This window comes from Sphingomonas faeni (genome assembly GCF_040407495.1).
In the GTDB taxonomy this organism is placed as follows: Bacteria; Pseudomonadota; Alphaproteobacteria; order Sphingomonadales; family Sphingomonadaceae; genus Sphingomonas; species Sphingomonas faeni_D.
Map to the genome: position 1 here is coordinate 198,067 of NZ_JAPZPP010000005.1, position 19,374 is coordinate 217,440.

At 65.2% G+C, this 19,374-nt stretch carries 21 protein-coding genes; 16 read left to right on the top strand and 5 right to left on the bottom strand.

The features are described from left to right. The first annotated feature begins 178 nt into the window (after positions 1-178). Both ftsH and O6W96_RS15895 read left to right on the top strand, forming a co-directional pair. Positions 179-2,086, top strand: a complete 1,908-nt coding sequence (gene ftsH, locus O6W96_RS15890) for an ATP-dependent zinc metalloprotease FtsH (RefSeq protein ID WP_243644099.1) — start codon at positions 179-181, stop codon at positions 2,084-2,086. Positions 2,087-2,148: 62 nt separating this feature from the next. Next, complete coding sequence (locus O6W96_RS15895) at positions 2,149-2,526, top strand: hypothetical protein (RefSeq protein ID WP_353470464.1); 378 nt, start codon at positions 2,149-2,151, stop codon at positions 2,524-2,526. A gap of 150 nt (positions 2,527-2,676) precedes the next feature. Here the strand turns inward: O6W96_RS15895 and O6W96_RS15900 are convergent, their stop codons facing one another. Continuing rightward, entirely contained in the window at positions 2,677-3,786 is a 1,110-nt protein-coding gene (locus O6W96_RS15900) for a DUF3667 domain-containing protein (RefSeq protein WP_353470465.1), read from the bottom strand. 77 nt (positions 3,787-3,863) lie between these two features. Here O6W96_RS15900 and O6W96_RS15905 point away from each other — a divergent pair, with 77 nt between their 5' ends. The 11 genes from O6W96_RS15905 to O6W96_RS15955 all read left to right on the top strand — a co-directional run bounded on the left by O6W96_RS15905 (position 3,864) and on the right by O6W96_RS15955 (position 11,761). Further along, positions 3,864-5,126 (top strand): glutamate-5-semialdehyde dehydrogenase, encoded by a 1,263-nt coding sequence (locus O6W96_RS15905; protein WP_353470466.1) that lies wholly within the window; start codon positions 3,864-3,866, stop codon positions 5,124-5,126. A 31-nt stretch (positions 5,127-5,157) separates the two neighbouring features. Beyond that, a complete protein-coding gene (locus tag O6W96_RS15910; RefSeq protein WP_353470467.1) occupies positions 5,158-5,412 on the top strand; it encodes a hypothetical protein in 255 nt (84 codons plus the stop codon). Beyond that, the gene (locus O6W96_RS15915; RefSeq protein WP_353470468.1) at positions 5,409-5,693 is read left to right on the top strand and encodes a type II toxin-antitoxin system RelE/ParE family toxin; all 285 of its coding nucleotides are present in this window, start codon (positions 5,409-5,411) and stop codon (positions 5,691-5,693) included. Before O6W96_RS15910 ends, O6W96_RS15915 begins: the two co-directional genes overlap by 4 nt. Beyond that, positions 5,690-6,304 (top strand): nicotinate-nucleotide adenylyltransferase, encoded by a 615-nt coding sequence (locus O6W96_RS15920; RefSeq protein WP_353470469.1) that lies wholly within the window; start codon positions 5,690-5,692, stop codon positions 6,302-6,304. Before O6W96_RS15915 ends, O6W96_RS15920 begins: the two co-directional genes overlap by 4 nt. Position 6,305: 1 nt before the next feature. After that, a complete protein-coding gene (rsfS, locus tag O6W96_RS15925; protein ID WP_056061225.1) occupies positions 6,306-6,713 on the top strand; it encodes a ribosome silencing factor in 408 nt (135 codons plus the stop codon). Positions 6,714-6,731: 18 nt separating this feature from the next. Beyond that, positions 6,732-7,154, top strand: coding sequence for a 23S rRNA (pseudouridine(1915)-N(3))-methyltransferase RlmH (locus O6W96_RS15930; protein ID WP_353470470.1), 423 nt, complete (start codon positions 6,732-6,734; stop codon positions 7,152-7,154). A 3-nt stretch (positions 7,155-7,157) separates the two neighbouring features. Next, positions 7,158-8,324 carry a murein hydrolase activator EnvC family protein gene (locus O6W96_RS15935; RefSeq protein WP_353470471.1) on the top strand — a complete coding sequence of 389 codons (1,167 nt, stop codon included), beginning with the start codon at positions 7,158-7,160 and terminating at the stop codon, positions 8,322-8,324. 456 nt (positions 8,325-8,780) lie between these two features. Further along, positions 8,781-10,166 carry a S41 family peptidase gene (locus O6W96_RS15940; RefSeq protein WP_353470472.1) on the top strand — a complete coding sequence of 462 codons (1,386 nt, stop codon included), beginning with the start codon at positions 8,781-8,783 and terminating at the stop codon, positions 10,164-10,166. Positions 10,167-10,186: 20 nt separating this feature from the next. Continuing rightward, positions 10,187-10,669 carry a disulfide bond formation protein B gene (locus tag O6W96_RS15945; protein ID WP_120299750.1) on the top strand — a complete coding sequence of 161 codons (483 nt, stop codon included), beginning with the start codon at positions 10,187-10,189 and terminating at the stop codon, positions 10,667-10,669. After that, on the top strand, positions 10,666-11,202 hold the full coding sequence (locus O6W96_RS15950; protein ID WP_056061210.1) for a demethoxyubiquinone hydroxylase family protein: 537 nt from the start codon (positions 10,666-10,668) through the stop codon (positions 11,200-11,202). The genes O6W96_RS15945 and O6W96_RS15950 overlap by 4 nt, the downstream gene beginning before the upstream one ends. A 43-nt stretch (positions 11,203-11,245) precedes the next feature. Further along, positions 11,246-11,761, top strand: a complete 516-nt coding sequence (locus O6W96_RS15955) for a hypothetical protein (protein ID WP_353470473.1) — start codon at positions 11,246-11,248, stop codon at positions 11,759-11,761. Between the two features lie 375 nt (positions 11,762-12,136). On the opposite strand, the gene O6W96_RS15960 is transcribed toward O6W96_RS15955, so the two are convergent. Continuing rightward, entirely contained in the window at positions 12,137-12,769 is a 633-nt protein-coding gene (locus O6W96_RS15960) for a DedA family protein (RefSeq protein ID WP_353470474.1), read from the bottom strand. Positions 12,770-12,848: 79 nt separating this feature from the next. Here O6W96_RS15960 and O6W96_RS15965 point away from each other — a divergent pair, with 79 nt between their 5' ends. Further along, a complete protein-coding gene (locus O6W96_RS15965; RefSeq protein WP_353470475.1) occupies positions 12,849-13,646 on the top strand; it encodes an aldo/keto reductase in 798 nt (265 codons plus the stop codon). A 96-nt stretch (positions 13,647-13,742) separates the two neighbouring features. On the opposite strand, the gene O6W96_RS15970 is transcribed toward O6W96_RS15965, so the two are convergent. From O6W96_RS15970 to O6W96_RS15980, 3 genes are all read right to left on the bottom strand, one after another. Continuing rightward, a complete protein-coding gene (locus tag O6W96_RS15970) occupies positions 13,743-15,128 on the bottom strand; it encodes a UdgX family uracil-DNA binding protein (RefSeq protein WP_353470476.1) in 1,386 nt (461 codons plus the stop codon). A gap of 142 nt (positions 15,129-15,270) precedes the next feature. Beyond that, the gene (locus O6W96_RS15975; protein ID WP_353470477.1) at positions 15,271-16,515 is read right to left on the bottom strand and encodes a putative DNA modification/repair radical SAM protein; all 1,245 of its coding nucleotides are present in this window, start codon (positions 16,513-16,515) and stop codon (positions 15,271-15,273) included. A 66-nt stretch (positions 16,516-16,581) separates the two neighbouring features. After that, complete coding sequence (locus O6W96_RS15980) at positions 16,582-16,797, bottom strand: hypothetical protein (RefSeq protein WP_353470478.1); 216 nt, start codon at positions 16,795-16,797, stop codon at positions 16,582-16,584. Between the two features lie 203 nt (positions 16,798-17,000). On the opposite strand from O6W96_RS15980, the gene O6W96_RS15985 reads away from it, so the two are divergent. After that, the gene (locus tag O6W96_RS15985; RefSeq protein WP_353470479.1) at positions 17,001-18,809 is read left to right on the top strand and encodes a DUF885 domain-containing protein; all 1,809 of its coding nucleotides are present in this window, start codon (positions 17,001-17,003) and stop codon (positions 18,807-18,809) included. Positions 18,810-18,921: 112 nt separating this feature from the next. Further along, positions 18,922-19,374 carry a hypothetical protein gene (locus tag O6W96_RS15990; protein WP_353470480.1) on the top strand — a complete coding sequence of 151 codons (453 nt, stop codon included), beginning with the start codon at positions 18,922-18,924 and terminating at the stop codon, positions 19,372-19,374.

A 19,374-nucleotide genomic window follows, 5' to 3' on the forward strand; every position in this document is an offset into this window, starting at 1 on the left:
GCCGGTCCGTTCACACTGATCAACGCAAGTCGCGCGTTGTTCCATTGCCATTAACCTGCGCGCGCTTATCTTGTGCGCTGAAAGGTATCGTGCACCCATGAGCGACAACGACAACCGCGGTCAGAAGCCCCAGGGCCCCGGCAATGGCGGTCCCGAAAACGGCGGCGGCAATCCTTGGATGAAGAGCCTGCTGATCTGGGTCGGCATCCTGCTCGCGCTGGCGCTGTTCGTGACCATGTTCGACGGCCGTACCGCGGCGTCGGGTGGCAATACGATCGCCTATTCGGCGTTCCTCGACAAGGTCGACGAGGGCACCGTCAAGGACGTCAACATCTCGCGCGATATCATCTCGGGGACGCTGTCCTCGGGCGAGAAGTTCAAGTCGTACCCCATCCCTGATTCGACGCTCGTGCCGAAGCTGCGCGAGAAGGGCGTCTCGATCAGCGCGAAGCCCGAAGAGGGCCCGTCGATGCTGGCGCTTCTGCTGTATCAGTCCCTGCCGTTCCTGCTGTTCCTCGGCATCGCGTTCTTCGTGCTGAAGCAGATGCAGAAGAACTCTGGCTCGGGCGCGATGGGCTTCGGCAAGTCGCGCGCCAAGATGCTGACGCAGAAGGAAGGCAAGGTCACCTTCCAGGACGTCGCCGGCATCGACGAGGCTCGCGAAGAACTCGAGGAGATCGTCGAGTTCCTGAAGGACCCGACCAAGTTCGCGCGTCTCGGCGGCAAGATCCCGAAGGGCGCACTGCTGGTCGGTTCGCCGGGTACCGGCAAGACGCTGCTCGCCCGCGCGATCGCGGGTGAGGCGGGCGTGCCGTTCTTTACGATCTCGGGCTCCGATTTCGTCGAGATGTTCGTCGGCGTCGGCGCAAGCCGTGTCCGCGACATGTTCGAGCAGGCGAAGAAGTCCGCACCGTGCATCGTCTTCATCGACGAGATCGACGCGGTCGGTCGTCATCGCGGTGCCGGTCTCGGCAATGGCAATGACGAGCGCGAGCAGACGCTGAACCAGCTGCTCGTCGAGATGGACGGCTTCGAGGCGAACGAAGGCATCATCATCATCGCGGCGACCAACCGTCCCGACGTGCTCGACCCCGCGCTGTTGCGCCCGGGCCGTTTCGATCGTCAGGTCACTGTGCCGCGGCCGGATATCGAGGGTCGCATCAAGATCCTTGAAGTCCACATGAAGAAGGTGCCGCTCGCACCCGACGTCGACGCGCGAGTCATTGCACGTGGTACGCCCGGGTTCTCGGGTGCCGATCTCGCCAACCTCGTCAACGAGGCAGCGCTGCACGCGGCGCGCAAGGGCAAGCGTCTGGTGGCGATGGCCGAGTTCGAGGAGGCCAAGGACAAGGTCATGATGGGCGCAGAGCGTCGCAGCATGGTCATGACCGATGACGAAAAGCGGATGACCGCGTACCACGAGGCCGGCCATGCCGTCGTCGCGATGCACGAGGCTGCGTCGGATCCGATCCACAAGGCGACGATCATTCCGCGCGGTCGTGCGCTAGGCATGGTCATGCGGCTACCCGAGCGCGACTCGTACAGCTATCACCGCGACAAGATGTACGCGAACTTGGCCGTGTCGATGGGCGGTCGCGTCGCCGAGGAAGTCATCTTCGGTTACGACAAGGTGTCGTCAGGCGCATCTGGCGACATCCAGTACGCCACCGGTCTGGCCCGCGACATGGTCACGCGCTGGGGCATGTCCGACAAGGTTGGCCCGCTCGAATATGGCGAGCCCGAGGGCGAGTCGTTCTTGGGATACTCGTCGAGCCGTCCGTCGCGGATGTCGAATCAGACCGCGCAGCTGATCGACGACGAGATCAAGCGGATCGTCGAAGGTGGTCTCGACCGCGCCAAGCAGGTGCTGAGCGATCACGTCGACCAGCTTCACACCGTCGCCGGTGCGCTGCTCGAATTCGAGACGCTCACGGGTGACGAGATCAAGAAGCTGATCGCCGGCGAGGATCTCGATCGGCCGGATCCCGGTGCGAAGGCATCGACCGTCCCGCGTGCGGGTACGTCGATCCCCAAGACCCGGCGTCCGTCGGGACCGTTCGGGACGCCGACTCCTCTGGGGGCGTGATCCGGTTCACCCGGCAGTCACTTAAGTAACTCTATGGGCGGTCTTTTCCGGAAAGGCCGCCCATGTCTTATTCGCGTTCCAAGACTGTAGTCGCAGCGCTGCTCATGATCGGCGCGGCGATGCCGGCGAACGCGGCGATGACCGTCGGCACCTTCCTTGCGCGCGCTAACGCGTTGCGTGACGAGGGCCCGATGGCGCTGATGTCCCCCGATTTTCCCGCGCTCAAGGCCGAAGCAAAGGCTGCGACCAATCAGTTGAAGGCCGAACGCGCCGCTCGCGCGGCTGCCGGTAAACCGCCGATCGCCTGCGTTCCGGAAGGTGAGTCGGTCGGTATCATGGACATGCTCGACGGCCTGAACGAACTCCCCGCTAGCTACCAGAAGCGCCCCCTCAAGGACGGCTACGCCCGCGTCCTGGCGAACCTCTACCCCTGCCGCTGAGAATGTTCGGAGTTTTGGGGAAGTTAAGGATGTCGAGGATGCCCTCTTTCCCCCGCTCGTCCTGAGCGAAGTCGAAGGGCATGCCCTGCGCGAAGGTGCTTCGACTTCGCTCAGCACGAACGGGAGTTGGTAGAGCCCGCCTGATCACGCTCAGTCCGTTAAACCATGCAGTAACAGCAGCACGATAAACGCCAGCAACACCGTGAACGCAAAGGTCAGCAGCGCGACCGTCCGCCACGCTGCCGACCCCTTCCGCAGCGAATACGCCCCCCCGAGTTGCGCGAACATGTGGACTGGCGGCACGCATATCGCCGCCATAACGATCCAACCCTCCGCAACACCGATCATGCCCGCGATGATCAACACGATCGTCAACAGCATCATGAACGCGAGCGAATAGGTCACGAAGATCGCGTGATCGTAGAGGTGATGTTGGCGTCGCCAAAGGAAAAGAAGCGCCATGAACGGCACGGATAACGGGATCAGCCCCCAGCTATATTTATACGCGCTGGTCTGCAGCTTGTAGAACATCAGGCCCGGATTGCCGTTCGCCTTGGCGATCCCGTGGTCGAGCCGTTCCCAGCCGGTCTTGAAATCGCCCAGATCGAAAAGCGCGCCGTTAGTGCCGCCATTCTGCATATCGGCGGCAACCCCGAGCGCACGGACAGAGGTACGCAGCGCGCTCGCCTGCCGATCGAGAGTGGCAAGCTGTTCCCGCGAATACTTTGCGGGCGCACGCTTCGCAACCTGCTGCTGTGCCTCGACTTTGTTCAGCGCGAGGCGAGCCCTGGCGGCTTCGCGCGTATAGTCTGACGTCTGGCCGGTGCGCTCGTCCCGGATGAAGTCCTTGGTCATTTCCCCGCCGACCGCACCGATTGTCGCGAACATCAGGAAGACGGTGAACAGAAACAGCGCCAGCGGCGACACGAACCGCGCCCGCTCGCCGTTGACGTACCGCCGCGTGAGCGCCCCCGGATGTAGCACCAGCAACGGCAAGGTCCGCCAAATCTTGCCTTCGAAATGGAAAACCCCGTGCGCGATCTCATGCCCGATCCCGCCGAGCGAACGGTGGACATGTGCCGATTGGCCGCAGGCGTGACAATGCTCGCCCAGCAATCGCGTTCCGCAATTCAGGCAAAGTGCACCGTCCGGACTATGGTCCGTATACGTACCATGCGCTTCGCCCGCGCTCGGTTCGAACGCGCGTCCGACGACTGTACCCGTGACGATCTCCGCCGCTGCCCCAATATCCCCTGTCATGCGTCCCCCTGCAATATCGGCAGCGTAACGAGTTCGCGACGTTGGCGCGAGGGGGTTCGCGTGCTAGCGCGGGGACTATGGCCGATGCAGAAAATCCGACCGAACTGATCGCCGAAATGGGGCTTCGCGCGCGCTCTGCCGCGCTGGTGCTGGCGTCGATGCCGTCCGCGCGGAAGGCTGCGGCGCTGGCGTCGGCGGCGGAGTCTATCCGGGCAGCATCGGCGACGATCGTTGCGGCAAATGCGGAGGACATGGCGCGCGCCGCGGGCGCCGGTCTGTCGAGCGCGCTGCTGGATCGGCTGCGGCTTGACGAGGCGCGGGTTGCGGCGATGGCGGACGGCGTAGCGGCGGTGGCGGCGCTCGCCGATCCCGTCGGGCAGGTGATCGACGCGAGCGAGCGTCCGAACGGCCTGAAGCTCTCGCGCGTCCGCGTGCCGATCGGCGTCATCGGCATCATCTACGAAAGCCGCCCCAACGTCACCGCCGACGCGGCAGCGCTCTGCGTGATGGCCGGTAACGCGGCGATCCTGCGCGGCGGATCGGAAGCGGTGAAGAGCAATCGCGCGATCCACGCGGCACTGGTCGCGGGGCTGAAGGCGGGCGGGGTGCCCGTCGACGCGGTGCAACTCGTGCCGACCACCGATCGCGCAGCAGTCGGCGCGATGCTGAAGGCGGACGGGGTGATCGACCTCATCATCCCCCGTGGGGGCAAGAGCCTCGTGGCGCGCGTCCAGGCCGAAGCCCGTGTGCCCGTCCTCGCGCATCTCGATGGCATCAATCATATCTTCGTGCACGCCTCAGCCGGTTCCGTGATGGCCGAGGCCGTCGTCGTCGATGCGAAGATGCGGCGCACCGGTGTCTGCGGCTCGATGGAAACGCTGCTGATCGACCGTGACTATACGGACGCACCGGCCCTGATCCGAAGACTCGCTGCAATGGGCTGCGAAGTACGCGGCGATGGAAGCGCCCGCGCCCTCGTTGCGGAGATCGGGGCCGCCGATCCCGCGGATTGGGATACCGAGTATCTCGACGCGATCGCCTCGGTCGCGATCGTCGACGGACTTGAGGGCGCGGTCGCGCATATCGCCCGCCACGGTTCGCACCATACCGACGCGATCGTCGCCGAAGACGCCTCCGTTGCCGAGCGCTTCCTGACCTCAGTCGACAGCGCGATCGTCCTCTGGAACGCCTCCACCCAGTTCGCCGATGGTGGCGAGTTCGGCCTCGGCGCGGAGATCGGCATTGCCACCGGCCGCCTCCACGCCCGCGGCCCGGTCGCGCTCGAAGGCCTTACCACCTACAAATGGATCGGCCGCGGCACCGGCCAGGTGCGCGGTTGATGCTCCCTACCGATCGGCGTAGCTTAAGCCCATGAACGCGCCCATCTCGATCACCACTCCGCTCGATCCCACGACCTTCGCGATGGTCGAGGAACTTGCGCGGTATCGCGGTATCACCGGCGAGGAGTTCGCTGCCGAAGCGATCCGAGAGGCAGCCGAGCATCATGCAGGGATGCGCGCCTTCGTCCAAGAGGGGATCGACTCCGCTGATCGCGGCGAACTAATAAGCCAGGAAGAGATGGAAATCTGGTTCGAAGAGCGCGTGGCTGCTCGTCGGCGAGGATGAGTCGCGCAACCTGGACTCCCCTCGCGCAGATCGATCTCGCACGGATCGATGATTTCAACGCTCGACGCGATCTCGACTATGCCGATCTAGTGGGCCGCGCTGCGATCGCGGCAGGTAATTTCCTCGCCGATTTTCCCGCCGCAGGTCCGATCGTCGACCGCGACGAGCGCAAGTGGCGCGTGCCTGATACCGACTATGTGTTGATCTACCGCATCGCCCCGCACGGCGTTGAAATCCTGCGAGCTTATCATGGTCGTGAGAACTGGCGTAAACAGCGGTGACCCACGTCGGCATCCTAGGCGGGTCGTTCAATCCCGCGCATAACGGCCACCGCGGCATCACGCTCGCGGCAATCGACGCGCTCGCGCTCGACGAGGCGTGGTGGCTGGTGTCCCCCGGCAACCCTCTCAAGGACGCGGCGAATGACATGGCGCCGCTCCCCGCGCGCCTCGCTTCGGCGCGACGGATGGCGCGCCGCGCGCCGATCCGGGCGACCGACATCGAGGCGCGCCTCCATACCCGGTACACGCTAGATACTATCCGCAAGCTGAAGCGGCGCTATCCCAAAATGCGGTTCATCTGGCTGATGGGCGCGGACAATCTCGCCGACTTCCACCGCTGGAAGAACTGGCGGCAGATCGCTCGCGAGGTTCCGATTGCGGTAATCGCGCGTCCGGGATATGACGGGCGCGCCCTCGCGGCCCCCGCGATGGGTTGGCTGCGGCGCTTCCAACGGCGCACAGACCATGCGAAGAGCTGGACGACGTGGAGATTGCCGGCCCTCGTGCTGTTGCGCTTCCGACCCGACCCGACCTCCGCAACCGGCCTGCGTGCCAAAAATCCCGACTGGGTTCAGCACGTTGCTGGCTCGGTATTCTTACCCAGGAGCTGACTTGGCCACTTCCCCTACTGCCCCTCGCGCGACCGACCCCGAAGAGGTTGAGGCGCTGCATCGCCTGATCCTCGCGTCGCTCGACGACGACCAGGCGGTCGAGACCATCTCGATCCCGCTCGCGGGCAAGACCAGCATCGCCGATTACATGGTGATCGCCAGCGGTCGTTCGACCCGCCAGGTCGCCTCAATGGCGCAGAAGCTGGCCGAGCGGATTAAGGCCGAGTTCAAGCGTCCGGTGAAGATCGAAGGCCTGCCGACCGCCGATTGGGTGCTGATCGACGCGACCGACGTCATCGTCCACCTGTTTCGTCCCGAAGTCCGCAGCTTCTACAATCTGGAGCGGATGTGGGCATTCGGCGACGCACCGGCGCCACCGCCCGTGCCGACCTTCACCGACGAAGACTAAACCCACTTCGAGGCGGCGGTGCTGCTCCACATCGTCGCCCGCGGTCGGATCGGGCGCTCGCCCGAGGCCGACCTCGTCGACCGCTATCTGAAGCGGATCGCCTGGCCGACCAGGGTCAGCGAGCTCCCCGACACGGGCGGCAAGATTCCGCTGGTCGGGGAACAGACCAAGCGCATCCTGCTCGACGAGAAGGGCGAGACGCTCTCCTCGACGCAGTTCGCGCAAAAGCTCGAGCGGTGGCGCGACGACGGCGTGCGCGAGGCACGGTTCATGATCGGCGCCGCTGACGGCTTCGACGATGCGGCGCGCGACGAGGCGGACCTGCTCTTCTCGTTCGGCCGCGCGACCTGGCCGCATCTGCTCGCGCGCGCGATGCTTGCCGAGCAGCTCTTCCGCGCGACCAGCATCCTTGCCAACCACCCGTATCACCGCGAAGGGTGATACATGAAGGTAGGGGGCGTTCTCGCGATCGCGGCGCTGTTCGCGGCAGCGAGCGTAACCGCGCAGACTGACGCGCCCGAACTGGCGACCGAGCAGCAACGTCTGGTCGCGGCGAAACGCGACGCCGCGCTCGCCGCCGCCCGCGCCGCCAAGCTCGCTGCTGCTGCCACGCAGGAGCGCAACGCCGCCGACAAGGCGCGCCGCGAAGAACAGGCGCTCGCTGCCCGCGTGACCGCCGCCGAAGCGAACCTAGCCACCGCAAGTGCGCGCGTAACGCTGGTCGAGCGCTTGCTATCCGATCAACGCGCCAAGCTCGGTCGCGCGCAAGCCCCGGTCGCCCGGCTCCTCGCAGCATTGGAATCGCTCGCCCGTCGCCCAACGATCGTCGCGGTCGCGCAGCCCGGATCGGTCGACGACCTCGTCCATGTCCGCGCGGTCCTCGGCAGTGCGCTCCCCGTGGTCCGCCAGCGCACCGAAGCCGTCCGCATCGAACTCGCCGAAACGCGTCGCCTGCAAGCCAGCGCCACGCTCGCCGCCAAGGCTCTCGCCGACGGCCGCGCCCGCCTCGAAAACGACCGCATCGCGCTGGCTACCCTGGAGGCGCGCCATCGCCAGCGTAGCCAGTCGCTCGGCCGCGGTGCGCTCAGCGAGTCCGATCGCGCGCTGGCGCTTGGCGAACGCGCGCGCGATCTTGTCGACGGCATGGCGGCCACCACCAACGCCAAGGCGACCGCAGCCAGCCTGATCGCACTCGCCGGCCCGATCCCCCGCCCGATCGCGCCTGGCGCCACGCCCCCGGCGCCACTGAGCGGCGTGTACCGCACACCCGTAGCGGGCAGGCTCGTCACCGGCTTCGACGAGGTTTCGGACTCCGGCGTCCGATCGCGCGGGCTGACCTTCGCCACCGCCCCCCGCGCGCGCGTCGTCGCACCCGCGGCTGGCACGGTCCGCTACGCGCGTCGTTTCCGCGATTACGGCAATATCGTCATCATCGACCACGCCGACGGCTGGACGAGTCTGATCACCGGGTTGGCTGCCACCACCGCCAAGTCTGGCAACCACGTAGCGATGGGTGCCCCGCTCGGCACCGCGCCCAGCGAAGACCCGCGCATCACGGTCGAACTCCGCCGCCGGGGGCGGCCGGTCGACGTCGCTTCGTTGATCAACTGATAGCCGACCGCTGGTAGGTTTGCGGGATCAGGACCTTTACCAAAATATTCCGTCATCCCAGACTGGTTCGGATCCTATACCCTGAGAAAAGTCCGGGTCCGCGTTCGTACGGTACCACGCCCTTTCCTTGTTCTCCCGCGAAGGCGGGAGCCTAGTCTGAATCCCCGCCTTCGCGGGGAAACACGTCTTACGTGCTCGAAAGCGATAGTCACCGACTGGGTTCGGGGCGGCCACCGTTCCGCAATGGAATTCTGTCGAGTGTGCAAAACCGTGGATGCCGGAACGAGGCCGGCATGACGGGGTAGGGCGTTGCCGCCCCAAACCCGCCGCCGCGCGCCCCTAGTCAGCCGCCATTAACCCCGGCCCCGCTTTGCTCCGCGCGTTGCCGCCAGCGTTCGGCTACGCTACGCCATCACGACCGTACGACACGTCATTTCTCAGGTTGCAGGACCATCGATGCCTCGTCCTATACTGCGTACCCCGTTCCTTGCCGCGACCGCGATCGTCGGCGCGCTGACGCTGATCCCGCTCGCCACCTCGGCGATGGCCGCGGTCGACACCGACACTTACCGCGAGTTCGATCAGTTCCTCGACGTGTTCAACCGCGTGAAGGCGGATTACGTCGACAAGGTCGATGACAAGACGCTGATCAAGGGTGCGATCCAGGGCATGCTCGCCAGCCTCGATCCGCACTCCAGCTATGTCGACGCGCTCGACTATGAGAACCTCCGGATCATGACCGAAGGAAATTACGGCGGTCTCGGCCTGACCGTTCAGATGGAGGACGGTGCGATCAAGGTCGTCGCCCCCCAAGAGGACTCCCCCGCCGCCCGCGCCGGCGTCAAATCCGGCGACTACATCACGCACATCGACGGCAAGCTGATCTACGGCGATTCGCTCGACGAGGCGGTCGGCAAGATGCGCGGCAAGCCCGGCAGCAAGATCACGCTCGGCCTCGTCCGTCCGGGCCGCGACAAGCCGCTCGACGTGACCATGATGCGCGAGATCATCGTCCAGAAGCCGGTAAAGTGGGAAGTCCGCGGCGACGTCGGGTATATCAACATCAACACCTTCAGCGAGAATACCGGCGCCGACACCCGCGCGGCGATCATGAGCATCGACAAGTCGCTCGGCCACCGCCCGCTCGGATACGTGGTCGACCTCCGCGAGAATGGCGGCGGCTTGCTGACGCAGGCGATCGAAGTCAGCGACGCCTTCCTCGATCACGGCGAGATCGTCTCGCAGCGCGGCCGCGAGAAGACCGATATCGAGCGCTATTACGCCAAGCCCGGCGACGACGCGCACGGCCTGCCGGTCGTCGTCCTCACCGATCCCGGCACCGCCTCCGCGTCCGAGATCGTCGCCGGCGCGCTCCAGGATCACCACCGCGCGCTGATCATGGGTGAGCGCAGCTTCGGCAAGGGCTCGGTCCAGACCGTGCTCCAGCTCGGCCCCGAGACCGCACTGCGGCTGACGACCGCGCGCTACTTCACGCCGTCCGGCCGCTCGGTGCAGGAGGGCGGGATCGAGCCCGACATCAAGGTGCCGCAGCTCACCGATCCCGACTACAAGTCGCGTCCGGTGTTCCGCGAGGCCGACCTGCGCAAACACCTGATCAACGAGGTGAAGGCCGACAACGCGGTGCTCGAAGAGGATACCAAGACCGATCCTCGTTTTTCGCAGACCCCTGAGCAGTTGAAGAAACAGGGCATCGACGACTTCCAGCTCTATTACGCGCTGAAGACCGTCGCACGCCTCGGCGGCCCGGTGCAGGTCGCGGCCGCGACCAAGCCGCGCCCGATCAAGCCTGATGCCGACGCGAACAAGGCAGCCACCAAGTGAGTGTGCGTCGCGGGCTTGGCATGACCAAGAACGAAGAGATCGCCCGCGCCATCGCGCTGCTGCTGCCGGCATTCCTGCTCCTCGGCGCGCTCGGCTCGCAATATCTCGGCGGGCTGTATCCGTGCGAGATGTGCCACTGGCAGCGCTGGCCGCATTATTCCGCGGTGCTGATCGCCGGTGCGACGTTCTTCGTCCCCGGGCGGTCGTTGCGCGCCTCGCTCGTCATCATCGCCGGGCTGCTGATCGGGCTCAGCGGGCTGATCGGCGTCGCGCATGCCGGCGTCGAATATCATTGGTGGAACGGCTTCACCGCCTGCACCACGACCGTCTCGATGGCCGGCACGACCGCCGCCGAGCGCCTCGCCGCGATCATGAACGCGCCGATGGTGCGTTGCGATTCGCCGCAATGGAAGCTGCTCGGCATTTCGCTCGCCGGGTTCAACGCGATCTTTTCCCTCGTCGGTGCGTTCACCATATTCGCACTCATGAGGAAGACGAGATGAGCGGCTGGAAGCCAGGAGACGCCAAGCGGGCGACGGACTCGATGATTCGCGTCGACCAGGCCGGCGAATACGGCGCGATCCGCATCTATGCGGGCCAGCTTGCCGTACTCGGCGACCGTCACCCGGCATCGCGCTCGATCCATCACATGGCGCAGCAGGAGGAACGCCACCGCGCGTTCTTCGACAAGATGATCGTCGAGCGCCGCGTGCGCCCGACGGTGTTGCAGCCAATCTGGAAGGTCGCAGGTTTCGCGCTAGGCGCAGTGACGGCCGCGATCAGCCCGCGAGCTGCGATGGCGTGTACCGCGGCGGTCGAGACCGAGATCGACAAGCATTACGAGGAACAGCTCGTTCAGCTTGGCGCCAGCGATCCCGAGCTATCCGCAGCGATCCTCGATTTCCAGGCCGAGGAACTCGAACACAAGGCGACCGCGATTGCCGCGGGAGCTGAAGAGACGCCGGGCTATCCGGTGTTGAGCGCCGCGATCCGGCTTGGTTGCAAGGTTGCGATCGCGACCGCCAAGCGCATCTGAGAGACGGCCTGTAACGAGAATACGGATTGTGGGAGTGATGCGTATGAAAATACTTTTTGCGGCGGCGTTGCTCGTCGCCGGGCCCGCGGTGGCGCAGACATCGGAGCCTGCGCGCCGCGCGCCGCCGACGCTGGCACAGCTGCCAGCCAAAGCGCCGACCCTGGCCCCGGCATTGCCTGGCGCTACCGGCAAGCCGAACACGATCTCGGCGCCTGGGGAAGTTTCGCGCAGCGCACCCGTCAACGGCGTTCTGACGCTGTTCGGCAACGAACGCTGTCCAACCAACCAGAACGGCGAAGAGATCGTCGTCTGCGTCCGCCGCAGCGCGCAGGAGCAATACCGCGTCCCCAAGGAACTCCGCGAGTTCGTCGTGACGCCGGAAAATGCAAGCTGGGCAACCAAGGCGCAGGGTACGATGGACGTGGGGTCCGGCGTCAACACGATCGGCAGCTGTTCGGCAGTCGGCGCCGGCGGCGCTACCGGCTGCTTCGGCCAGCGCGTCAGGGAGTCCCGTCTGGAAAACAAGACGCGCGCGGCAGAAGTCCCCGTTCTTCCATAAGCGCTACCGCTTTACTCTCCCTTTCGGGAGGTACCTCACGCATGACGGCTCAGTGATAGTCCGGATGCACTTCCTTGCGCCACCGCGGTGAGCGCCTGCATTGTGCGTTCGCGGCCCGGTGACCGATGCGCTGCTGATCATTGGTGACGAAGGGATGGCGGGGTCCAAGCCATCCGAGCTGAGGCGACCGGTGCAACGAGCGCCTGCACCGGATTCCTGAGCTTTGGTGCGACGGAGTTGCTCGGCGGCTATCGCGGATCATCAGCGCGTGCCGGGGCGGATCTCGTCGTGCCGTATCGTCGTCGGCACCTGTACTCGTTCCTATGCACCATCCGATTGGGTTGGCGAAGCGTTGAGGTTACCTGCCCGAAACACTTAAGGGTGACGCTTCAGGCCGCGCACCCGGTGCCAGATGTAGAAACCCACGAGCGCGATCAGGACGACGCCGATCAGCAGGTCGGCGCTATGAAACGCAGCCTTCACGCGCGGATCGCTATCCCACTTGTCGCCGAGCTTCATGCCGACCCAAGCCAGCCCGAAACACCACGGCCATGATCCGACGAAGGTGTAGATGTGGAACGGGATCAGCTTCATCCGCGCGACGCCGGCGGGGAAGGCGATGAACGAGCGGATCACCGGGAGCAGGCGGCCGATCAGCACCGCCATCGACCCCCAGCGTGCGAAGAACCGGTCGGCTGCGTCGAGCTCGCCCGGTCCGATCAACAGGTATTTGCCCCAACGCTCGGCCATCGGGCGACCGCCGCGCTTGCCAATCTCGTAGGCCACGATCGAGCCGAGGTTGCACCCGATCGCGCCTGCAGTCGCGGCGAGATACAGGTCGAACCGTCCGGTCGAGACGAGGTAGCCGGCGAACGGCATGATGATCTCGGACGGCAGCGGGATGCAGGCGCTCTCGATCGCCATGAGCAGCGCGATGCCGACATAGCCACCCGACGAGATGACGCCGATCGTGAAGGTGGCCAGCACGGCCAGGATCTTTTCGAACATGAGGCGGGCGATTGCGCGATTGGAGCGATGAAGGGAAGCCTGATTCGGAACCGGCGCGTGCGTCGTTCGCTGGTGCGGCATGACAGATCTCACACTCAACGATGGCCGCACGATGCCCCAGTTCGGCATGGGCACGTGGCAGATCCCCGACAGCCAGGCCGCGGCGATCGTCCGCTCCGGGCTCGATATCGGCTTCCGCCTGGTCGATACCGCGGCGATCTACGACAATGAACGCGGCGTCGGCGACGGCTACAAGGGCTCGGATGCGTTCCTGACGACGAAGCTGTGGAACGACAGGCAGGGCGACGCCGAGGCAGCGATGGACGAAAGCCTTGCACTGCTCGGTGTCGAGTCAGTCGATCTTTATTTGATGCACTGGCCGGTGCCGAAGCAGGACAAGTTCGTCGACGCGTGGAAGGCTATGATCGCGCTACGCGATGCCGGGAAGGCCAAGTCGATCGGCGTGTCCAACTTCCTGCCCGAGCATATCGACGCGATCGTCGCGGCGACCGGCGTCACGCCAGCGGTCAACCAGATCGAACTCCACCCGAACTTCCAGCAGCGTGAGCAGCGCGCCTATCATGAGGCGCACGGCATTGTGACGCAGAGCTGGAGCCCGTTGGGTCAGGGTAAGACCCTGTTGCAGGACAGCGCGATCGTTCGGATCGCCGACAAACATGGTCGGAGTGCAGCGCAAGTTATCCTGGCGTGGCATTTGGCGAACGGTTTTTCGGTCATCCCGAAGGCTTCGGACGCGGAACATTTGACGGACAATTTCGCGGCGTTGGATCTTACGCTGGATGACGAAGACATGGTCGCGATCGAAGCGCTCGACGATGCTGCTGGCCGCTTGGGACCAGAACCGAACGCCCTGTGATTAGTGAAAATGCCTTTCCAATCTCCGCCCATCATCCTGACTTTCGTCAGGATGATGGGCGGAGGAGGTTAAACTGGTACGATATGCCGCCGAAAATCAGCCGATCCGCCCCCCCACAACTCGCAGATCCTCGACGAACCGCGCATATTCCTCCGCCGCCTGTGCTGGGTCCGGCAGCCGCAGCAGGTAACTCGGATGCACCGTGATCCAGGCTTCGCCGCCATCGGGCAGTTGCAATGCCCGACCACGCTCTCGCCCGATCGTCATCACCTTGCCGAATAGCGAACGGGCCGCGGTGGCGCCTAGTGCCACCGTGACCTTCGGCTTGATCAGCATCTGCTCCTGCTCGATCCACCACCGGCAGGCGTCGATCTCGCCAGCGCCCGGCTTGGCGTGGATGCGTCGCTTGCCGCGCTGTTCGAACTTGAAGTGCTTGACCGCGTTGGTGACGTAGGCGCGCGAGCGGTCGACGCCCGCCTCGGCCATCGCCCTGTCGAACATCTGCCCCGCGGGCCCCACGAACGGTCGTCCGGCGATATCCTCCTGGTCGCCCGGCTGCTCGCCGACGAACATCAGCGGCGCGTCGACCGGGCCTTCGCCGAACACGGTCTGCGTCGCCGGCTTGTAAAGCGGGCACCGGGTGCAGCCGGCCGCCTCGTCGCGCAGGGCTTCCCACGCAATCTGACTGTTGCCGCCGACCGTGTCGCGCGCCTTCTGGATCATGCCGCTCTCCCTTGCCTGTGCCGCCGCGAGCAACCCCGGCACCAGCGCGGTCTCGGGCATGTTCTTCCAGTATTTCTTCGGCATTTCCTTCAGCATCGCGCCGATCTTCACGCGTGCCGGATTGAAGATGCTGGCGTAATAGGTCTTCCAGACTTCCTCGGTCGGATCGCCGTCCGGCGCGTCCGCCTTGCTCGCGCCGGGTCCTTCGCCGAGCGCCTTGCCGTCCCAGTGGATCGAGACTTCGGGTGTCAGGATCGACCAGCGCATACTGGCGAAACGGTTGACGAAGAACGCGGCGTTGGCGCGGACGATGTGGTGGTCGGGTTCGAACCATGCGACAAACCGCGTGCCCCCATTTTCCTCGACTTCGCGGAAGCGCAGGAACGCACGCATCTTGTGGATGTCGCGACGGACGTCTTTCGCAATACGGTCGAGCCGCCGGACGAGCGGATCGGCGCGATCCTCGATCAGTTTCGGTTCGCGACGCAGGCGGAAAAGCAGCGTGTAGAGCAGCGCGAACCGCTCGGGATCGCTGCCGAGGATCGCACTACGCGCCAGGTCGAGGAATGCGCGGGGGACGGAGAACGCGCCGGGGGCTGGAGCAGGGGCGAGTTCGGCCATGGTTGCGAACAGGTCGACAGGCTCGTCGCCGACCTGCCACACGACGTCGTCCGGCGGTACGTCATCGGCGATCAGGCCACGCGCTGCGTCGCGCCAGCCGTCGAAGTCGTCCGGTTCGGAAAGTGTTACGACCCGCATAATCCTCCCCGACACGGGGAAGGGGACCAGCGAAGCTGGAGGAGGGGGGCTTCCGTGAACGTATCGGTGGTGGTGAGCCCCCTCCACCCCGCCGCTGCGCGTCGCGGTCCTCCTCCCCGTGCCGGGGAGGAATGCATTAGCGTCACGCGAACATTTCCATTTGCTTGGGCTTGGGGGCGACGATCGGGCGAAGTTCGGCGCGGTCGGCTAAGACTACCGGTCGCCAGTCCTCGGCGATGATAAAGGGACGAAGCTTCGCGACCGACACCGTCAGCCGCGCCACATCCACCAGATGCAATCGCCGCCAGCGCCGACTCGTCAGGATGCCGTTGACCGCCTTCACCCCAAGCCCCGGTACGCGCAACAGCATCTCGCGCGGCGCGCGGTTGACGTCTACCGGGAAGCTGCCGCGAAACTTCAGCGCCCAGGCGAGCTTCGGATCGATGTCGAGCGGGAGCATGCCCGTGGCATCGTCCGCAGCCGCAACGACTTCATGCGGCTGGAATTCATAGAACCGCATCAGCCAGTCAGACTGGTACAACCGGTGCTCGCGCATCAACGGCGGGCGTTGCAACGGCAGGACGGCGCTCGCATCCGGGATCGGGCTGAACGCCGAATAATACACGCGGCGCAGGCCGAACCGATCGTACAAGGTCGACGCCTTTCGCACGATATCGCCATCCGTCGCAGCATCCGCCCCGACGATCATCTGTGTCGACTGGCCGGCAGGGGCAAACTTCGGCGCCGACTTGTACTTCGCCTTGGCATCCTTGCCGTCGATGATCGACGCCTTCACCTCGGCCATCGCAGTCTCGATCCGGACCCCGTCCTTTTCGGGAGCAAGTCGTTTCAGCCCGTTCGCGGTCGGCAGTTCGACGTTGATCGAGACGCGGTCGGCATACAGTCCGGCCTGGTGGACGAGTTCGGGATCGGCATCGGGAATCGTCTTGAGATGGATATAGCCGCGGAAATGGTGATCCTCGCGCAACGACCGCGCGACCTCGACCATCTGCTCCATCGTGTAGTTCGACGAGGCGATGATGCCGGAGGAGAGAAACAGCCCCTCGATATAATTGCGCTTGTAGAACGCGATAGTGAGATCGACGACTTCCTTCGCCGTAAAACGGGCGCGACGCACGTTCGAGCTCTTGCGGTTGATGCAGTAATGGCAGTCGAAAATGCAGCTGTTGGTCAGCAGGATCTTCAGAAGCGAGATACAGCGGCCGTCGGGCGCATAAGCGTGGCAGATGCCCATGCCCTCGGTCGAGCCAAGACCCTTGCCGTCCTTGGAGTTCCGTTTGGTCGTTCCCGACGACGCACACGACGCATCGTACTTTGCCGCGTCGGCAAGAATTTCGAGTTTCTCACGGGTATCGAGTTGCGCCATTTGTTCGTCTTACGTTCCATGCTCGCAAGTGTCGATTGATCGATATCAACGATCGTGCCGATGGCGTCAGTCGAAGATATACCGGACCAAGTCGACGAACCCACCCAGGCTGACCGGCAGGAGCAGTAGCGCCAGCGCGTAGAATAGCAGGATGCGGCGCAGCGCCTTTTCGTGTTTGAACACGGGCTTGCGGCGAGGCAGGTCTTCCTTGCGCGGCCAGTTGTGGGTCTCGTCGAGGAACATCTTGGTCTCCAGGCGATCGTCGACAACGCTTGCGTCCAACCCAACGCAGTATCCGAGATACGGGGGCAAACGGTAGCATGTCGGGTGAAACGCTAACGATCCCAGAGCGATACTACTACCATCCCGGCGAATAAACTCGCCCGAGCGACCGGCAATCGCGATCTCTGGAACACATGGCGGGAATGGATCGCCATTCACGCCACGAGACGATAGGCTTGGCCGAAATCGAACGGGGAGTAAGCATGCATCGTCGTAATTTTCTTGCGAGCGCAGCGGCGGCATCGGCTGTCGGAGTGCTGCCGGCCCAAGCCATCGGCGCCACGGCTGATCGTGATACGGCGCTCAGGTCGATGCTCGATCGGTTCTTCTACGCACGGCTCGATGCGTCGCCCGAACAGGCGACCCGGCTCGGTCTCGACACGGGGGCCAGGGGCGCGTTGAAAGCCAAACTCGATGATGAGTCCGCTACCGGAAAAGCCGAAGATCTTGCTCGGGCGAAGGCGGAGCTGGCGGACTTGCGGGCGTTCGGCACCCGCGGCCTCTCGCCGGCCGCCGCGCTCGATTATGAAGTCGTGGCTTATCAACTAACGCGTGCTATCGCCGGTGCCGAGCGGTTCACCTATGGCGACAGCCTCGGCCGGTTCGCGCCCTATGTGCTTAGCCAGCTGACCGGCCCGTACCGCGACGTGCCCGACTTCCTCGAATCGCAGACGCGCGTGCGCGATGCTGCCGAGGCGGATGCGTATCTCGAACGGCTCGCGGCCTTCCCGAAAGCGATCGACGACAGCACCGACCGGCAACGCAGCGATGCCGCGCGTGGCGTCTTCGCCCCGGATTACATCCTCGACACGACACTCAAACAGCTTGGCAGCGCGATGGAGCGGCCGGCGGACCAGACCGTGATGGTGGCAAGCTTTGCCGCCAAGCTGAAGGCTGCCAACCTCCCGGCGGACCGCGTGGCCAAGGCGACGGCGATCGTCCAGCGCGACGTCTTCCCCGCGCTGGAACGGCAACGCGTGCTCGTCGCCGACTTGCGGACCAAGGCGGTCCACGATGCCGGCTGCTGGCGTCTTCCCGATGGCGCAGCCTACTACGCTGCGGCGGCCGAAGCCGCGACGACGGTGGCGATGAGCGGCGACGAGATCCATCGGCTTGGCCTCGCCCAGGTTGCCGAGATCGGCGCGCGCATCGACACGATTCTGAAGGCGCAGGGAATGTCCAAGGGCAGCGTCGGCGAGAGGCTGGTGGCGCTCAACCAGCGTCCCGATCAGCTTTATCCGAACACCGATGCCGGCCGGGATGCGTTGCTGGCGCATCTCAACCGCCAGATCGTCGCGATGCAGAAGCGGCTGCCCGAAGCGTTCGCGACCCTGCCCAAGGCTCCGGTCGAAGTACGCCGCGTGCCGCCGACGATCCAGGCTGGTGCGCCCGGTGGCTATTACCAGAACGCCTCGCTCGATGGCTCGCGCCCGGCGATCTACTACATCAACCTGCGCGACACGTTCGATCGTCCGAAGTTCGGGCTGGCGACGCTGACGCATCACGAGGCGGTGCCCGGCCATCATCTCCAGGTCGGCCTTGCGCTGGAGAGCACCGAGATCCCGCTGATCCGCCGCCGCGGGTTCTTCAGCGGCTATTCGGAAGGCTGGGCGCTGTATGCCGAGCAACTCGCCGACGAGATGGGGATGTACGAAGGCGATCCGCTGGGACAGGTCGGCTATCTCCAGTCGCTGCTGTTCCGTGCGACCCGCCTCGTGGTCGACAGCGGCATGCATGCGAAGCGCTGGACCCGCGAGCAGGCGACCGACTATCTGATCGCCACCACCGGCATCGCGCGCGGTCGCAGCCAGGGCGAGATCGATCGCTACACCGTCTGGCCGGGGCAGGCGTGCAGCTACAAGATCGGCCACACCGTCTGGACCCGCCTCCGCGCCGAAGCCCAGAAGCGCCCGGGTTTCGACCTGAAGCAGTTCCATGCGGTGCTGCTCAAGGGAGCGATGCCGCTCGCGATCCTCGAACGCGTCGTTCGACGCGGCACGGCCGCGGCATGAGGCTGACGGCGCCAGCGGGTTCGCATGGCGCCGTCCTGCTTCGGCACGGTCTGCCGCGCGATATTGTCAGCGCTTCAGGATTGTGAAAGGGCTGTGGTGTAGCAGGGGCACCATGAGCGACGAAACTCGATCCTATCAAGACCCGGCCGACCACGGTTCTGCGGCTCCGTCCGCCGACGGAGTAGGGGCCGAGGCCGTGCCGACCCGACGTCGCGTGTTGGCGCTCGGCGCAGTGACCGCCGGTGCTGTCGTGTCGATCCGCCCCGCGCTCGCGCAGACCGTGGGGTCGGTGCTGAACTGCGAGATCCCGGTCCCCGATCCCGGCCGCGCGGGCAGCTATATCGATGCCGACGGCAAGGTGGTGCCGGCGCGGACCAAGGGCGCGTTCCCGCCATCGTCCCGCCCGTTCAAGGGCGAGGAGGTCAAGCGCGCCATGGCCAATGGCAGCACGTTGCCCGGCACCGATTCCGAGCGCAGCCGCGCTTACGTCAAATATATCCGCCGGTTGCAGCGCGGCCAGGGCGGCTTCACCTGCTTCGCATCGTTGCAGATGCCGCGCGGCTGA

Coding starts and splice junctions, on each gene's coding strand:
- ftsH (WP_243644099.1), top strand. CDS start 179: ATGAAGAGCCTGCTGATCTGGGTCGGCATCCTGCTCGCGCTGGCGCTG.
- O6W96_RS15970 (WP_353470476.1), bottom strand. CDS start 15,128: ATGCGGGTCGTAACACTTTCCGAACCGGACGACTTCGACGGCTGGCGC.
- O6W96_RS15990 (WP_353470480.1), top strand. CDS start 18,922: ATGAGCGACGAAACTCGATCCTATCAAGACCCGGCCGACCACGGTTCT.
- O6W96_RS15940 (WP_353470472.1), top strand. CDS start 8,781: ATGCCTCGTCCTATACTGCGTACCCCGTTCCTTGCCGCGACCGCGATC.
- O6W96_RS15965 (WP_353470475.1), top strand. CDS start 12,849: ATGACAGATCTCACACTCAACGATGGCCGCACGATGCCCCAGTTCGGC.
- O6W96_RS15985 (WP_353470479.1), top strand. CDS start 17,001: ATGCATCGTCGTAATTTTCTTGCGAGCGCAGCGGCGGCATCGGCTGTC.
- O6W96_RS15935 (WP_353470471.1), top strand. CDS start 7,158: ATGAAGGTAGGGGGCGTTCTCGCGATCGCGGCGCTGTTCGCGGCAGCG.
- O6W96_RS15910 (WP_353470467.1), top strand. CDS start 5,158: ATGAACGCGCCCATCTCGATCACCACTCCGCTCGATCCCACGACCTTC.
- O6W96_RS15895 (WP_353470464.1), top strand. CDS start 2,149: ATGTCTTATTCGCGTTCCAAGACTGTAGTCGCAGCGCTGCTCATGATC.
- O6W96_RS15960 (WP_353470474.1), bottom strand. CDS start 12,769: ATGTTCGAAAAGATCCTGGCCGTGCTGGCCACCTTCACGATCGGCGTC.
- O6W96_RS15915 (WP_353470468.1), top strand. CDS start 5,409: ATGAGTCGCGCAACCTGGACTCCCCTCGCGCAGATCGATCTCGCACGG.
- O6W96_RS15945 (WP_120299750.1), top strand. CDS start 10,187: ATGACCAAGAACGAAGAGATCGCCCGCGCCATCGCGCTGCTGCTGCCG.
- O6W96_RS15900 (WP_353470465.1), bottom strand. CDS start 3,786: ATGACAGGGGATATTGGGGCAGCGGCGGAGATCGTCACGGGTACAGTC.
- O6W96_RS15975 (WP_353470477.1), bottom strand. CDS start 16,515: ATGGCGCAACTCGATACCCGTGAGAAACTCGAAATTCTTGCCGACGCG.
- O6W96_RS15950 (WP_056061210.1), top strand. CDS start 10,666: ATGAGCGGCTGGAAGCCAGGAGACGCCAAGCGGGCGACGGACTCGATG.
- O6W96_RS15905 (WP_353470466.1), top strand. CDS start 3,864: ATGGCCGATGCAGAAAATCCGACCGAACTGATCGCCGAAATGGGGCTT.
- O6W96_RS15955 (WP_353470473.1), top strand. CDS start 11,246: ATGAAAATACTTTTTGCGGCGGCGTTGCTCGTCGCCGGGCCCGCGGTG.